Raw genomic sequence first — 16116 nt, 5'->3', positions numbered from 1 at the left:
AACGGCTGTTTGCTCAAGGCCGAAGTGTTTTCTACCCCCTCTGGAGAAGAGCGCCAGACGCCGAGGCACGAATACCAGACTTGTTCACCTCCTCAGGAGGACTATGCCGATGACACGCCGGAAAATGGGGAGACCCTAGTTGAGCAGTACCTGGACGAACCCACATGGCTGTGTGAGTATGATTAGCTTATAGATAACCGCGACGAGCTTAGAGCATCCAGCTACGTTCGGCTTAGAGGCCGTTATCTAAACTAGACTGTCTAAAAGATAATCACCCTCGTTCCGGAAATTTTTATCTTAACGACACAAGTCATAATGCGGACCCTAAACACCGAAGGAGAGTCTCGACATGCCATCTTTATCGCATGATGCTTTGGCTATACTTCTCCCCCTCGGCATTCTTTTTACCGCTCTACTCATGTTTGGAATCGGCCTTGTATGGGCCCGCTACCGCGATAAACAGAACGAAAGGCAAGAGCGAGAAAAGTTAATTCAAGCTATTTTGGACCAGATCGAACCTTGGGCAGGCTCTCGATCCTACGCCTGGGTATGGTATCAAACATATCCCATTTCGGCTCTCGGTGGACAGACAGCCCAGCAACTAGCCGCTCAAGGAAGAGCTTACGAGGTAATCGCGTACATAGCCCATATTCGCCAGGGCGGATATGCTTAACCCGGCCTATCGCTTGATTTACGTTTATGTGGTTTTAAGTAGGCGTAACCACTAAGTAATGCCGGACAAACCCGCTTGTACAGCGATAGTTGGAGTAAGATCGTCGCTAACCGGCCAAAATCGGCCGTTAAGTTAATTCTGATATAATGCCAATATTAATCGGTCTAACTTGGCGATGCACCGCTTAGACAAGGCGGACCGGTGGAAGCCCACGAGGGCCGGAACGTATTTCAATGACTGATTAGCTGTTTTTTCTTTGGCTCGGCAACGGCCATACCTTTCCTCGCTCAAAACACGCTGCATGTAGCGGCTTTTTGGCTCGATCGTCTTCATAAGCTATAGCTCCCAAAAACCCTTCTTCAAACCTGCGAGCAATATGATTTACGAGAGCAAACTTAGAACCACCCAAAAGTGAGGTGTTTTCTATCCATACGTTGCCGAGAAACAGTACCGGCATTGAGATAAAGCACCTCGGGACGTTTAGGCTTTCATAGGAAATATAAAGCGTTAGACCATGCGCATATTCAACGCTCAGATCGAATAGGCGAGCCCCTAGCTTGAGCCTAAAAGAGCTGAGTAGGAAAATAATGCAGAAAATAAAATCCCTAAACTGTTCATCCTCAATTCCGATGTTGTCCACCAAAATACCTGAAGCTGTAAAGATTTTTTTTAGTTCTTTCCTCAGTTCTTCTCGCGTGCCAAGTCCTTTGAAGACCGGTGGCTCAAATGCTTGGTCATGAAAATAAGCTAAACAGTTTTCTTCAAAATGAGCAGCAGCTTGTTTAACGCTTTCCAGGACGATGCCTCGGTTCTTTTCATCTGGATGGGCTAAGAAATCACCTAATTCCCGCATAATGCTGCGTTGGTCAGAGTAGTCGCGCGTCAAGACAGTGAAAAGAGCAACGTCATCCTGATCAAAACTACGATTTTGATAGGACTCGTAAAATTGATGCACTTTATGTCGACAGTACGCGTTCACGAAGTCTCCATTTACAGCTAATGCCCAGCTCACCCGACGCGAGCCGCGTAGCGATGAGCGGTTGGATGTAGTGCCGTGTTATGTTTCTCATCCAAGGAGCGAAACCAGAAAAGACCCGATTGACGCGATACTGCCGGCCGATGGCAATCCGCGTACGAGTGCCTGAACTACAGATTTCCTTGGCGCTCCAGAGTTGAACTGCTCTTCAATAGCGTCAACTACTTCTGTCGCTTCCTGCCGTTGGGAAGGGTCTTGTATCAGACGTTGGATTTCTGTACGCAAAGCTTGAAGATTGTCGGTGACATCGGGGTGAAGCTGTACAACGTTCACCGAATGGTCAATGGAGTTTTGATTAATCCTCGCGTTGTGTCCCGTAACGTTGTACGTAATGCTTTGAATGGCGCTCTTGGCTTCAGGGATTCCTAGTTTTCGGACCCGCATTTGGTACCCTGCCGGTATGCTGTGAAACTCTTCGTGAAAGCCAGGATCTATGACCTCGAACGTTTCCTCAGCCCCATTCGACATTTTTCGCTGAATCAAGTCGCCTGATTCGATGAGTGGTTTCTTGCCCTGTATGAATATCTTGCTCGTCTGAACGCTTGCCTTGATGCCTTCGACATTGGTCCCATCTTTTTTGATGAGGCTCACCGTGTCCGTTAGTAAATCGTCAAAAACCATAAATCACCTCGATGGAATGTTTAGGCGTCGCGCACATCAACACTTGCGTCTTTGTCTTCAAAACCGGAGGCGCGGGTGCCTTTCACGAACCTTATGAAGAACCCGGTTTAGAAAGCAATCGACGAGCCCGAAGAGGCTGATGGTGACTTCAGGGTAGCGATCAGTCGATACCTTGATGTAAGTGGCGATTAGGTTCGCCTCCGATGCAAGAAAAATTCGCCGATGATCGGCGTGTGCGTGTCCTATGGAGAATGTCTGCATGTGCAAAAGTGCGTTCAGTGCATTCCGATAGTTCGATTCCCAGTTCCCGGGATCACCTGCCGAGATGTTAACGATTTTGACGTCGATTGAACCGAAGTCCTCGTCCATAAGGCCGCAGAACTCGTTTACCTTCCTTGCGTGAAATCCAAATTCAAGCAGATCGGGAACTATGGCCTCGTTCCACTGCGCACCCCATTCACCAGGAAAAACTGCGCCGGTGAATGCAACGAGGCGAAGCGCACGAAGCCTTGCCTGAACGATGTGAATTTCGGTAAGTCTGTCTGCGCTGCTCATGCGTGGTGAGATCCGGTGATATCAGTTGCAAAGCCTAACAGTGTATTAGACTTCCCATCTTATTATTGAATAAACGCGCCAGCACGTTCATCCGACAAATGCAGCCTACAAAACCCACTTTAAGTCGTTGACAGATATAATTAATAATTTAGTTTAGGCTGTAAATACAAAATTCGCGCTCCTGCTGTATTTTCGAAATGGCTGCTTTGGGTCGATATCAGCCATTAGCTCGCTCCTGTATTCATCTGCAACACAAGCTCATAAACCCGCGCAGGATCGTCCTCAATGCCTAAATTAGGGCTTTTGCCGTCGAGCTGCGGATGCGCTGTTTTCATCCAGCGTCTTGCCTGCACCTCCCCCATTACCTGAACGGCTGCTTCCCAGACCTTTTCTCTGCTGGGGGTGTTGATGATTTCTCTGCCGACATCGCGCATATTCTGCCATCCTTGAATGTCGTCAGGTTCCGGGGCATTTGGATCGCATTGATCAAGTAGGATGTTGAGCCGAGCAGGTCTGACTGCTGATGCTTTCTCTAGCAGTGTCGATGTCTTCAGCAACGCGTCTCGTAACCAAGCTTCAACAGCTGCGCAGACATAATCATTTTCTTGCGGTGGCACCACAGCGCTAGTGTTGCCGCTTTGAATGATGAAAAAATATTCGGGGATAGGCAGTGCGCGACCATCACGGAGGTAAGCTACAATCTCACCGCTCATATGGGGCAGGTAAGCATCACCGCTTTGTAAGCACTCCAGTGCTTGGCGAAACGTTTCTAGTGGCTGGGGGAATCTGTCCCGTAAATCAAAAGCGCGGAAAGCAAACACACTTTGTAAAGGGTCGTTAGTAGACGGCTTGGCTAGGGGCATCCTGCTCTCCAAATATATTACGCACCGCTATTTTCTAAACCACCTTAGCACCAGATTATTTGATTTGCTCACCATTCTGGCTTTTTTAATTAGCAGCGTTGCCGCTTAAAGCTTAACGTTCACTAGCTCTTCCCAGCGCGTGGTGTAGCGCGGCGTGCGGTGTTCAGCGCGTAATGTCCAGGCATTTCCAACCCGAGGCAGCCCTAGTTGTATCGTCCCTCGCCCTAGTTCTCGATTGAGCTTGTCGACAGTAGCCATCAACCGTTCACTACGCCTTGCTTCTTCCTCTGTTTGCGGTGTTTCTGTCAGTGTCAGTTGGCGGTTGGCTTTGGGGGAGAGATCGAGAAGCATGATGCCGGCTTTATGGTAGGCGTAGCCCTTACGCCAGAGCTGTCGGAGCCCTTTAATCGCAGCATGAATCAGCTCGCGACTATCGTCCGTCGGGCGTTCTAGTGTCACTACCACGCGATTACGGTACTGTGGCAAATCTTGTCGAAACGCATTGGTGCGCACAAACACCATCACGGCGCTGGTGACGCTGTGCTGCTTGCGTAGTTTTTCACCCGCGCGGGCAGCGTGTTGGCGAAGGGCTTCACGCAGGTCATGTGGGCTATTGGCAAGACACCCAAAGGAGCGCGACACCATAATCTGCTGCTTGGGTTGGGTCATATCATCTAGCTGAATGGACGACTGCCCGCGTAGCTCCCAGACAATGCGTTCTTGCACCACGCTAAAATGACGACGTATGTGCTTGGGATCGGCTTCGCGCAGCTGCCAAGCAGTCTCAACCCCCATCACGCGTAGCCGTTCGCCGGTACGTCGTGCAATGCCCCAGAGTTCGGTCACCGGTAGCTGTTTGAGCAGCGCTTGAGTGGCATGGCTATCCGCCGTTAACAGGCAAACACCTTGTTCTCGGTAGCCTGGGTGTTTCTTTGCGGCGTGGTTGGCTACTTTGGCCAATACCCGTGTCGGCGCAAAACCGACCGAAACCGGAATTCCCGTCCATTGCCGTACTGTCTGGCGTAAGTTTTGCCCATAGGCTTCTAGGGTCGCAGGTTCAAAGCCGTGAAACCCCACAAAGCTTTCGTCGATAGAGTACACCTCTACGTCCGGCGAAAACTCTGTTAGTGCCTCTGTCACGCGACGGCTCATATCCCCGTAAAGCGCATAATTACTCGACAAGAGAATAGCTTGGCGGCGGATAAACGGCGGCAGCAAATGCATGGCCGTCCCCATATCGACACCCAGCGCTTTTAGCTCATTAGAACGGGCAACAATACAGCCATCGTTGTTCGAGAGAACACCAACTGGGCGGCCCTCAAGTGCTGGGTTAAACACACGCTCACAACTAACGTAGAAATTGTTGCAATCGATCAGGGCGATCATAGCGGCGTGGCACCCGGTAAGCTGTGCAGGACATGGGTTACGACACCCCAAACATGCGATTCGCGACCTTCCAAAGGAATAGGTTTGTAGGCGGGATTACTGGCCTTTAGGTAGGCGCGTTGCCCGACACGCTCTAGCCGTTTAACAGTGAGTTCGCCATCGACCGCAATAACAATCACACGCCCAGGCAGCGGCTCTAGGCTCCGATCTACTACCAGCAGGTCTCCATGGTGGATACCATCACCGATCATAGAGTCGCCCTCCGCACGCACAAAGAATGTGGCGGCGGGTCGTTTAACGACATGGCGATGCAGATCCATCTCCGCATCCAGGTGGTCATCAGCGGGACTTGGAAACCCCGCTCGCACAGCACTGGCGAACATGGGTAACGGTTGGGGTACGGGGCATAGGGCAGCAGTGCCTATGAACGAAGCGGTTGTAGTCATACGCCGAGCCTCTAAAATAACTGTTGTTTCATACAGTATACGGAGAGGCACCGCATCAACAAGCTCTGAGTAGAGATTTATCGCTTCCTGTCAGGGTCTTCCCCGAGTTCTTTCAAGGACGGCGTCGCAAGCTCATCAGCATGGGCGGTCTCGGGCGTTAGCCCATCAAGCAGCACGGCTTCCCAGTCATCGACACCAACGGGTTCAAACGGCTGCTCATAGCGCTGTACGGAGCCTTTGAGCTTTTGCAGTGGGTTATTTTGTGGAGTCTCCACCGGTGCTTGTTCTTCACCTGACATCACAGCCTCCTTGGTTGGCATTGCCCTTATTTTTAAACTGCATCTTGCGCGATGATGCACGCGTGGTAAGGTTAATTCATCTTAACCATGACGTTGGGATCGCTGCATGAATCATCCGCCCAAACAAACGTGTTTGCTACAGAGTATTGCCGCCATTCAGCCTGGCTACCCCTTTCGTGGAAAGCTAGAGCTGGATAGCCAAGGCGATGCTTTTGTTGTGCAGTACCGCCACCTTGTCGTGGGTGAAGCCCTTTACGACCCAAAAGGAAAAAAGCTGGATCGGGTGACGTTGCCAGGCCGCAAACGCCCAGAATATCTTTGTTCAGGCGACATCCTGTTTATGGCCAGGGGCACGCGCAACGATGCAGCGGTGGTTCGGGAGCTTCCACGTAATACCGTCTGCACGCCGAATTTCTATCACATCCGGCTTACCTTAAGTGCATGTAACGTCTTGCCTGAATTTTTGGCCTGGCAGCTCAACCATGTAGATGCTCAGCGCTATTTCGCCATGTGCTCTCAAGGGTCAGCAGCACCCAGCATTACCAAGTCACAGCTGGGCAACCTGCCTATTGTGATACCGCCTATTGAGCAGCAGGCGCTGATGGTCAAACTGGCCGATGCCGCCACCCGCGAACAACAACTTTTTAACCAGTTAATCGAAAATCGGCAGCGCATGGTTGATGCCGCTGGCCACCAACTACTTCGTCCTAATACGACGGCAGGAAAATGATATGAGTAACGATTCCGTTAAGCAGGATCAGATCAACAAAGCGGTCTGGAACGCCTGCGATACCTTCCGGGGCACCGTAGACCCCAGCATCTACAAGGACTACGTGCTGACGATGCTGTTCGTGAAGTACCTCTCCGATGTGTACCAGGATCACTACGATAACTACGTGGCCGAGTACGGCGACACGCCGGAGCTGATCGAAGAGCTGATGAAGAACGAGCGCTTTGTGCTGCCTCGGGATTCCGGCTTCTACGCCCTGTATGACCAGCGCCATGAGCCGGGCAACGGCGAGCGGATCGACAAGGCTCTGCACGCCATTGAAGAGGCCAACATCGTCAAGCTGGCCGACGTATTCCAGGATATCAGCTTCAACTCCAACAAACTGGGGGATGAGAAGCAGAAGAACGACATCCTGCGCCACCTGCTGGAAGACTTCGCCCGGCCGGAGCTGAACCTGCGTCCGAGTCGGATCGGTAAGCTGGATGTCATCGGCAACGCCTACGAATACCTGATCAAGAACTTTGCGGCCACCTCCGGCAAGAAAGCCGGTGAGTTCTATACCCCGCCGGAAGTCTCCGAGCTGATGGCCGAGATCGTCGCGCCGAAGGAAGGCGATGAGATCTGCGATCCGGCTTGCGGTTCGGCTTCCCTGTTGCTCAAGTGCGCCAACCAGATCCGCAAGGGCAACGACGGCTCCAAGAACTTCGCCCTGTTCGGTCAGGAGGCCATCGGCAGCACCTGGGCTCTGGCCAAAATGAACATGTTTCTGCACGGGATCGACAACCACAAGCTGGAATGGGGCGACACCATTCGTAATCCCAAGCTGCTGGATGAAAACGGCGGCCTGAAGCACTTCGATATTGTGGTGGCCAATCCGCCGTTCTCACTGGAAAAGTGGGGCTTCGAGGGCGCCGACAGCGATCCCTACGCCCGCTTCCGGCGCGGGGTACCGCCAAAGTCCAAGGGCGACTATGCCTTCATCCTTCACATGATCGAGACCCTGAAGCCGAAGACCGGCCGCATGGCGGTGGTCGTCCCCCACGGCGTTCTGTTCCGGGGCTCTGCGGAAGGCAAGATCCGTCAGAAGCTGATCGAAGAAAACCTTCTGGATGCCGTCATCGGCCTGCCCGAGAAGCTGTTCTACGGCACCGGCATCCCGGCGGCCGTACTGGTGTTCCGCAAGGACAAGACCGACAACAACGTGCTGTTTATCGACGCCAGCCGAGAGTTCCAGGCCGGCAAGAACCAGAACCAGTTGTCCGAAGAGAACATTGCCAAGGTCGTCGAGACCTACAAGCAGCGCGACACCCGGGACAAGTATTCCTACGTGGCCAGTCTGGAGGAAATCCAGGAGAACGACTTCAACCTCAACATCCCCCGCTACGTGGACACCTTCGAGGAAGAGGAAGAGATCGACCTGATGGCCGTGCAAGCGGAGCGGAAAGAGATCGAGGCCGAGATTGCGAAGCTGAACGAGCAGATGGACGTCTATCTGAAGGAGTTGGGTTATGGTGCCTGAGGGTTGGAAAAAAGCTCCTGTCGGAACGATTTGCCAGTCTATTGTACCCGGCAGAAATAAGCCCAAGTCTTTTGATGGCGACATTCCATGGGTCACAACGCCGGAAATTTCTGGCCGATATATTCCATCGCATCTACAGAAAAACTATGTAAGCGAATCAGCTTTAGCCGATTGTGGTGGCAAAATTGTCCCCAGCGGCGCAGTCATTATGGCAGCCGTTGGTGAACTTGGTCTCGTTGCAATTTCTAAAAAAGATGTTGTTCTCAATCAACAGCTCCATGCATTCGTATGTTCCGATTCGGTTCAGAATGAATATCTGGCATACGCGCTTAGTGCTCAGAAGCACTACATGGAGTCAGTGGCATCGAAAACTACGATTCCATATCTGAACAAAACAAATTGTGAAAGCATTCCCGTTCCTCTCCCCCCCCCTCCCCGAACAAAAAAAGATCGCCCAGATCCTCTCCACCTGGGATCAGGCCATCACCGCCACCGAGCGCCTGCTTGAGAACAGCCAGCAGCGGAAGAAAGGGTTGATGCAGCAGTTGCTGACCGGGAAGAAGCGGTTGCCGGGGTTTGAGGGGGAGTGGGTATCTGCTCAGTTAGGCGATCTAGTAGAAATTACCTCCGGCTCTTCGAAAGCGAAGTACATAGATCAAATCGGCGACAAATACATTATTGATATGGGCTCAGTAACCCGCACAGGCAGACTTATACCAACAAAGAAAACTTCATTGAATGGTCCATATCTTGCCAAAGGCCAGCTTGTAATGCCGAAAGATGATATCGGTGGTGGAAACATTATTGGTCGTGTGGGCGTAATTCCAGAAAATGAGAAATATCTATTAGCGGATCACGTCTATGCTCTAACTCCTCATCAGACAGATAGCCAGTTTCTCGGTTATCTCATAAATTCAGAGAAAGTGAATAAAAGCCTTCGCCGCAGAGCCAACGGGACGGCTCAGTTAGGGTTGGGCAAAAAAGATGTTCAAAAGCAGGCGGTTCTTATTCCCTCCGATCCAGCTGAACAGAGGGCGATTGGTGAGATCCTTTTATCTACCGATCAAGAGTTTGATCTCCTATCAAAACGCCTAATCATGCTTAAACAAGAAAAGAAAGCCCTGATGCAACAACTCCTGACCGGCAAACGTCGGGTGAACGTGGACACGGAGGCCGCATGAACACCACCCCTCAAGGGAATGAGCAGCATTCCAGTCACATCCCGGCCCTGGCCACCCTGATCAACTTAGGCTGGACGTTTCTGCCGGCCACGGAGTGTCAGGCCCTTCGAGGCAGCCAGCGGGAAGTGGTGATGAAACCGGTGCTGGAGCGGGTGTTGCGCCGGCGAAAGTTTGAGTTCAAAGGCGAATGGTACCCCTTGTCTGATCAGGCTGTGGATCAGGTGATTCGGGAGGTCACGACACCCTCCATGGCCCAGGGCTTGATGGACGCCAACCAGTCCGTGTACGACATGCTGACCCTTGGCATCACCGTGACCGAGTTCATCGGCGGCAAGAAGGCCCAGCCCACGATCCACCTGATCGACTGGGATAACCCGGACAACAACGAGTTCCATGTCACCGAAGAGATGGAAGTGCTGTCCACCCAGGGCACCCACACCCGCCGGCCGGATGTGGTGGCGTTCGTGAACGGCATTCCCCTGGCGGTGATCGAGGCCAAGAAAGCGGCCTCCGGCAACCCCAACAAGAACATGGTGGAGGAAGGCATCAGCCAGCACCTCCGCAACCAGAAGAACGATGAAGTGCCGTACCTCTACGCTTTCGCCCAGCTGCTGTTTGCCATCAGCAGCAACGATGGCCGGTACGGTACGACCCATACCCCGGCCAAGTTCTGGTCAACGTGGAAAGATGAAGAGTTTGACGACCCCTACGTTCAGGGCATCAAGAACCAGCCCTTGTCTGCCTCCATTAAAGACGCGCTGTTCCAGGGCAAGCCTCCGAAGGTTCGGGCTTACTTTGAACAGCTATGGTCAAAGCACGTCACGCCGACCGAACAAGACAGGCTTTTAGTAGGCTTGCTGGATAGGCACCGGTTTCTGGAATTTCTCCGGTTATTCATCCTGTTCGACCGCAAAGTAGGCAAGATCGCGGCCCGTTACCCTCAGGCATTCGGCATCAAGGCTCTGTTGGAACGCATCTCGGGCTTTAAGCCCAACGGTGAGCGCCGGGGCGGCGTGCTGTGGCACACCACCGGCTCAGGTAAATCGTTCACCATGGTGTACCTCTGTCGCGCTCTCCTGCTCAGTGACGCGCTAAAGAATTGCCGGGTCATCGTCGTCACGGATCGGGTGGATCTGGAGAAACAGCTCTCCAAGACCTTCCTAACCGGTGGGGCGTTTGGCAGCGACATCGCCGGTAAGAAAAGCGGTGACGCTCTCGCCAAAACACGCTCGGGCAAGGACCTGGCCAAACGTATTGGCCAAGGTAATGAGCGGATTATATTCACCATCATTAACAAATTCGCTTCCGCCGCTAAGCAACCAGAGTGCTATAACCCCTCGGAAAATATCATTGTCGTTGTGGATGAAGGCCACCGTAGCCAGGGGGGTGAAAACCACCAGCGGATGCGCCAAGCTCTGCCCAATGCCTCGTTCATTGCGTTTACCGGCACGCCGCTACTGAAAAAAGAGAAAAGCGAAACCGCCGAGAAATTCGGGTCCATCATTCACGCCTACACCATGAAGCGGGCGGTGGAAGACGGCACCGTGACGCCGCTGCTGTACGAAGAGCGAAAACCCCAGCTAGATGTCAATCAGAAGGCGGTCGATAGCTGGTTTGATAAGGTGACCGCCGCCCTGTCAGACGACCAGAAAGCCGACCTCAAACGCAAGTACGCCAAGCAAGGTCAAATTTATACCGCGCAGGATCGCATTAAGCTCAACGCGTTTGATATCAGCGTGCATTTCAGCGAAAACTTCAAAAAGGCGGGGCTGGAACTCAAAGGTCAATTGGCCACGGACAGTAAGCTCAGCGCGATTCGCTATAAACAGGAACTCGATAGCGCAGGTATGGTGACCAGTGCCATTGTGATTTCTCCGCCGGATACCCGCGAAGGCCATACCGATGTGGATGAAACCAACCTGCCGTTAGTGCAAGCGTGGTGGAAGCAGAACGTTACGGGCGACCCCCAGGACTACGAGAAAGCCACGATAGAGGATTTCGGCACCGATGGCCCACCGGATATCCTGATTGTTGTTGATAAGCTCCTAACGGGCTTTGATGAGCCTCGTAACACCGTTCTCTACATCGACAAGCAGCTGAAAGGCCACAACCTGATCCAGGCCATTGCTCGCGTTAACCGGCTGCACCCTCAGAAGCCCTTCGGTTACCTGATCGATTACCGGGGCATCCTCAGAGAGCTGGATACCGCCATTAAGGACTACCAGAACTTTGAGGAACAGACTCAGGGCGGCTTTGCCATTGAGGATATTGAAGGCCTGTATGCCAACGTCGACACCGAGTACAAGAAGCTGCCAAGGTTGCACGATCGGCTTCTGAGCTTCTTCGGGCATATTGATAATCGCCTGGACCCTGAACCCTATCGTCAGGTGTTCATGCCTCGCTATGAAGCCGATGAGGACGGTGTCGAGGTGGATGTTCGTCAGGCCCTGCGGGAGGATTTCTATGAGGCCGTCACTCACTTCGGGATGTGTTTGAAAACGGCGCTTTCCACACAAAGCTTCTTTGATGACAAAGCGTTCACCGAGGCGGATATCCGCCGGTACAAATCCGACTTGAAGTGGTTTTCAGACCTGCGTAAGACCGTGCGGATGGATGCCCAGGAAACCGTCGATTATTCCGCCTACGAAGGCCAGATTCGAGATCTGATTGATCGTTATGTCACCGGTGTCCATGTTGCCCCCGGCGATGAGCCCGTGCTTATCGACCCCGTAGAGAGCAACCCGGATAACTGGAGCGACGAGAAGACCAAAAACGAAACCGACAAGATCAAGACGCGTACCAAGAAGACCATCGAGGAGAAGCTAGGCGACGACCCCTACGCCAAGAAGGTGTTCTCAGCGCTGCTGAAGGAAGCCATCGAAAAAGCCGAATCCATGTTCGACTACAAGGCGCAGTTCAAGCTGTTCAGCGACCTGGAAGCCAAGGTTGAAGAGCGAGAGGTGCCTGACCTACCGCTAGAGGCGTTTAGCGGAAACAAGCATGCCCAGGCCTACTACGGCACGTTTAAACTCGTGCTGGGTGACGACTTCGCTGTGTTGGAAAAAGACAAAGGCGAGCAATTGATCGACGAGGCCTTTGAGATCGATACGGTGGTGAATCGCGCCGTGGCAGAAAACTCACTGAACCCCGTGGGCATTGAGCAAGATGTACGGAAACACTTGCTCCCGAAGCTGTTCTCACTGGTAGGCTTGGATAAAGCCAAAGCGATTCTGGATGAAGTGGTGCAGATTCTGCGTAACGGAGTAACAAAGTGATGACCGCTGTGGATGCCACGCAGGACGAACCACCACGCGTGTATCAAACGCGTTACGGTGAGCGAACGTTCAGCTACCACCTGTGCTATCTGCCCGAACATAAAAAAGCCACGATACGGGTGTATGTGCACCCCAACGGCATGGTGCAGGTGGATGCACCCGAATCGGCACCGCTGCCCGAGATCAAAGCAGCGGTGCAGCGTCGGGCGAGATGGATACTCAAGCACCTGGATGACATTGAAGAACGAAACCGCTACGTCCAGCCAAGAACGTGGGTCAGCGGCGAGTGTATGCTCTACCTGGGGCGTAGATACGTACTCAAGGTAATCGACGACCCAAGCCAGCGAAAGGTCACCTGCAAGCTCATAGGCGGCCAACTGCGGGTGCAAGGCAAAGAGCTGACCACTGAGCGCACACAAAAGGCCGTGCGCCAGTGGTACCGCGACAGAGCGGTGGACGTATTTCAGCGCCGCCTGTCGATGATGGTCGAGACGTTGCCATGGACAAAAACCGTACCCGAGTGGCGCATGCTCGACATGCAAACCCAATGGGGCAGCTGCTCTCACCAAGGCGCCGTGCTACTAAACCCACACCTGATAAAAGCCAACATGCGAGCCATCGACTACGTGCTACTTCATGAGCTCTGCCACTTGGTAGAACACAACCACAGCCCGCGCTTCTATGCACTGCTGGATAGGTATATGCCCGAGTGGCGGTCTGTGAAGGAACGGTTGGATGGGCAGGCGGAGCAGCTTTTAGGCGGCATGTGATTTTTTTGCTGGCCAAGAAGGGGGGGGATGTTGGGATGATATCAGAAGAAACGGATATTTCCCGGTAGCAGGTATGTTGTTATCTCCACCGCATCCGCACAGAAATGTACTTCCGCCAAGTGCTGGGAGAGTCTTGATGCGGCGCTTCCTGTGTAACTCCCCGAAAATTCTATTTCTAAGTGCTGCTATTCTCGGCGGGGGGGGGCTTCGAATTAGTACCGTCAAACGCGGGGCGTATAGCGTTATCCCTTTCGTCGAGGCTGATTACTTGGGCGGGTTTCTGTTCAACAGAGTAAAGGTCGTTTTCAAGGAGTAGATTCATTGCTGCTAGGTATTTTGCATGAGAGATGTCTAGCATGTCTTGTAGCTCCTGGTTACGTGCTGCGAGTGTATCAGCTTTATCTGCTCTCACTTTTTTTGGTGATTGCATTTTAGCAGCAGCTGCATCTATTGCTGCGACTAGATTGTCAAAGTCTCGGCCCTTCCGAATGCTGCTTGCATTCTTCTTGCCTGCTTCCAGTGCTACGTTACGTTTATTGATTTTTGAACCATTTTCGACAACTAAAGGCTCATTGTTAATAAGCCTCTGGAGTGCTTCGTAGTACTCTTGATGCTTACTCATTTATGGCCTCCATCTTGATTAATTTCTGGTTGATTAGCGTGATCTCCTCATATGCTAATCGAGCTGAGGGATGCTTTGGATCGATGTGCTCTAGCTCCGCCTCTAAAGTGCTTTTGTATTTTTTGAGCTTATGTCCACGTTCAAGTCCTAGTCCGTCATCTCCACCAAGGATCGCGTCATTGCAGCCAGCTAGGCATGGGATGACTTCATCTACATTAAACTTGTCACACATCTCACGGGAGGAGCATCCTCCGAGGACCGTTTCTCGGTAAGATAAACGTCCATCTTTAACACGTTTTTCGATATCTTCGATACTCTTGAACCATGATGGGCTCTGAGATTTTTCCTGTTCAAATCTGCTGCCTGCTCCGCCGAAAAGCTCGTCAGTGCTTTTTACTACATGGGCTTCAAAGTCCAAGGCTTCTAGGAACATAAGTTCATCTCGATAGTCGCGTATTACATCATGTGAAGAACCAGTCTTAACAATATTGAAAATGTTCTCAGCGAAGCTAGCGTTCTCTCGGTAAAGCATCGTCATCACTTCAGATAGGTGCTTGAACTGGAATTTCAACGATGGGAGGGAGACCATACCGCTTCGTGCTGCGTAGACAGCTGTAGAGCGCCGAAACTGATGGTTCTCAAGGTGAAAGTACTCACCCACTTTTAGGTTGAGCCTAGGGTCGTTTCGCCAGTCACGGAATGCATCAAAGTTTTCTAACTCTACAATGTCGCTTTCTCTAACTCTTAGCTCATCTGATCCTCTTGAGATGTATGAAAGAGTTTTTTGGCGATGTACGTCTGTATCGAGAAATTTCCTCATCCTCATAGGATGATCGAAGCTTGGAAATAGAAAATCGGTAAGGCAGCCCATCATATCTCGGATGAACCTACATGCTTCGACAGCCGGTATTGCCTGTGAGCATGTCGCCCAGGGTAAGACAGACTCGCTGTAGTTGCTGTTTGTCATTTTTGAAGTGTGGCCGAGAACTATAGGAAGTTCGCCTAGCCCAGGGATCTGAATGCTGCTCAGGCAATTTTTTTGCAGCGCATCCATCTCGTGTTTGCGCATACCTGAGTAGCTATATATGAGAATTCTTGCTGCATCCAGTACGTGGCTCAGGTAGCCTCTAATGCCTCTGAGTGTATATTTTATGTAGCCGTTATTTTTATATATTGATCCGATTGACCACCTTTCGAAAAATTCCGTTAGATCATACTCAGCTATGGAGTCTTCTTGACTTACTAAAGGCATTTCGGTTCTTTTGGCGTTGGGGTATTTAGCCCTATAATATGCAAATACCTGATAAACCTTTGCGTTATTGACTGTTCCTGGCTTTGCATTTTCTTTCAGCATTGATGGAGTGGCGAAGAACAGGGGGTCTGTGTTGATTCTATTCAGCAGGCCTTTTATATTCTCTTTATGTTCGTGGAAGTCATTTACCATCTCTGTCGATAGATTTATCAGTGCAGCGTAAATTCGGGAGGGTATCAGCGGGGTGCGTTGAGCTGATGGATCATCAATGTAGTTCGACCGCAATTGCGATGCGGCTGAAATGATCTTTTTGAGCTGCTCGTTGGGGATCAGGGATGGTAGTCCAGCATTAAATCGCTCGTTTAGATAGTCGATCAGTGCTTTTAAATCTCGGAGTGTTTCAGCTTTGCGAAATGCTGTTCTAGAAGCGTAAAGACTGGCAGTGATTTTAGGTACTGCAAAAGGGCTTTCATGTAGTTGGGCGAGTGTCTTATTTTCGTTCAGTGCGATGATGGAGAGACCCCTTAGAAGCGCGATCATTTTGCTGTAGGTCTGTGGCTTGTTGCGCTGTCCCCCCGAGTGCGTCGGCTCATAGAGCGCTGCGAACATAATGTGCTTCATCTCACCGATAATCGTGTGCGCTGTAGGGCTAAGCTCGTCATCTGCTCTGCCGAACTGGCTAGTAAAATTGTACTTAATGCCCTTACTTATTGTTGAGTAGGGTGATAAATCCCAGATGTTATCACCGTATATAGAAAGGGCGTCACCTGTTAGGTTGCGACTAATGACGAAGCTGTCTGGCGGCGATTTCGTTAGATCTTCAATAGAAAACATGTCGGGCTGGATCTCCAGCTTTTCGGTGCCCTTCAAGAATCGCGGTGCCCACAT

At 51.7% G+C, this 16116-nt stretch carries 17 protein-coding genes; 8 read left to right on the top strand and 9 right to left on the bottom strand.

The annotated features are described in order from the left end of the window. Together AC13CN_RS11680 and AC13CN_RS11675 are read left to right on the top strand one after the other, a co-directional pair. Positions 1-186 (top strand): hypothetical protein (locus AC13CN_RS11680; RefSeq protein WP_483053172.1); only part of this gene is annotated, 186 nt, incomplete at its 5' end. A 163-nt stretch (positions 187-349) separates the two neighbouring features. After that, positions 350-673, top strand: a complete 324-nt coding sequence (locus tag AC13CN_RS11675; RefSeq protein ID WP_253486074.1) for a hypothetical protein — start codon at positions 350-352, stop codon at positions 671-673. A 241-nt stretch (positions 674-914) separates the two neighbouring features. Here the strand turns inward: AC13CN_RS11675 and AC13CN_RS11670 are convergent, their stop codons facing one another. The 7 genes from AC13CN_RS11670 to AC13CN_RS11640 all read right to left on the bottom strand — a co-directional run bounded on the left by AC13CN_RS11670 (position 915) and on the right by AC13CN_RS11640 (position 5879). After that, positions 915-1652 carry a hypothetical protein gene (locus AC13CN_RS11670; RefSeq protein ID WP_483053171.1) on the bottom strand — a complete coding sequence of 246 codons (738 nt, stop codon included), beginning with the start codon at positions 1650-1652 and terminating at the stop codon, positions 915-917. Between the two features lie 87 nt (positions 1653-1739). Beyond that, on the bottom strand, positions 1740-2330 hold the full coding sequence (locus AC13CN_RS11665) for a hypothetical protein (RefSeq protein WP_483053170.1): 591 nt from the start codon (positions 2328-2330) through the stop codon (positions 1740-1742). Between the two features lie 57 nt (positions 2331-2387). Then, positions 2388-2885 carry a hypothetical protein gene (locus AC13CN_RS11660; protein WP_078087416.1) on the bottom strand — a complete coding sequence of 166 codons (498 nt, stop codon included), beginning with the start codon at positions 2883-2885 and terminating at the stop codon, positions 2388-2390. A 224-nt stretch (positions 2886-3109) separates the two neighbouring features. Then, the gene (locus tag AC13CN_RS11655; RefSeq protein ID WP_483053169.1) at positions 3110-3748 is read right to left on the bottom strand and encodes a hypothetical protein; all 639 of its coding nucleotides are present in this window, start codon (positions 3746-3748) and stop codon (positions 3110-3112) included. Positions 3749-3853: 105 nt separating this feature from the next. Next, positions 3854-5134: a Y-family DNA polymerase gene (locus tag AC13CN_RS11650; RefSeq protein WP_483053168.1), complete on the bottom strand. Its 1281-nt coding sequence runs from the start codon at positions 5132-5134 to the stop codon at positions 3854-3856. Next, positions 5131-5580 carry a LexA family protein gene (locus tag AC13CN_RS11645; RefSeq protein ID WP_253486067.1) on the bottom strand — a complete coding sequence of 150 codons (450 nt, stop codon included), beginning with the start codon at positions 5578-5580 and terminating at the stop codon, positions 5131-5133. The genes AC13CN_RS11650 and AC13CN_RS11645 overlap by 4 nt, the downstream gene beginning before the upstream one ends. 77 nt (positions 5581-5657) lie before the next feature. After that, positions 5658-5879, bottom strand: a complete 222-nt coding sequence (locus AC13CN_RS11640; RefSeq protein ID WP_483053167.1) for a hypothetical protein — start codon at positions 5877-5879, stop codon at positions 5658-5660. 106 nt (positions 5880-5985) lie between these two features. Here AC13CN_RS11640 and AC13CN_RS11635 point away from each other — a divergent pair, with 106 nt between their 5' ends. From AC13CN_RS11635 to AC13CN_RS11610, 6 genes are read left to right on the top strand one after another with little or no spacing between them, the layout of a single operon-like run. Beyond that, positions 5986-6609: a restriction endonuclease subunit S gene (locus AC13CN_RS11635; RefSeq protein WP_483053166.1), complete on the top strand. Its 624-nt coding sequence runs from the start codon at positions 5986-5988 to the stop codon at positions 6607-6609. Between the two features lies 1 nt (position 6610). Beyond that, on the top strand, positions 6611-8128 hold the full coding sequence (locus tag AC13CN_RS11630; protein ID WP_483053165.1) for a type I restriction-modification system subunit M: 1518 nt from the start codon (positions 6611-6613) through the stop codon (positions 8126-8128). Beyond that, a complete protein-coding gene (locus AC13CN_RS11625) occupies positions 8118-8636 on the top strand; it encodes a restriction endonuclease subunit S (protein ID WP_483053164.1) in 519 nt (172 codons plus the stop codon). The genes AC13CN_RS11630 and AC13CN_RS11625 overlap by 11 nt, the downstream gene beginning before the upstream one ends. Next, positions 8530-9309, top strand: a complete 780-nt coding sequence (locus tag AC13CN_RS11620) for a restriction endonuclease subunit S (protein ID WP_483053163.1) — start codon at positions 8530-8532, stop codon at positions 9307-9309. Before AC13CN_RS11625 ends, AC13CN_RS11620 begins: the two co-directional genes overlap by 107 nt. Further along, entirely contained in the window at positions 9306-12584 is a 3279-nt protein-coding gene (locus AC13CN_RS11615; protein ID WP_483053162.1) for a type I restriction endonuclease subunit R, read from the top strand. The genes AC13CN_RS11620 and AC13CN_RS11615 overlap by 4 nt, the downstream gene beginning before the upstream one ends. Beyond that, positions 12584-13354, top strand: a complete 771-nt coding sequence (locus AC13CN_RS11610) for a M48 family metallopeptidase (RefSeq protein ID WP_483053161.1) — start codon at positions 12584-12586, stop codon at positions 13352-13354. The genes AC13CN_RS11615 and AC13CN_RS11610 overlap by 1 nt, the downstream gene beginning before the upstream one ends. Before the next feature lie 175 nt (positions 13355-13529). Here the strand turns inward: AC13CN_RS11610 and AC13CN_RS11605 are convergent, their stop codons facing one another. Next, a complete protein-coding gene (locus AC13CN_RS11605) occupies positions 13530-13976 on the bottom strand; it encodes a hypothetical protein (RefSeq protein WP_253486059.1) in 447 nt (148 codons plus the stop codon). Continuing rightward, positions 13969-16116, bottom strand: coding sequence for a hypothetical protein (locus AC13CN_RS11600; RefSeq protein WP_483053160.1), 2148 nt, complete (start codon positions 16114-16116; stop codon positions 13969-13971). The genes AC13CN_RS11605 and AC13CN_RS11600 overlap by 8 nt, the downstream gene beginning before the upstream one ends.

The sequence above is a fragment of the Vreelandella sp. L-25 genome (genome assembly GCF_056857535.1).
This window is presented reverse-complemented; position numbering and strand designations above follow the sequence as displayed.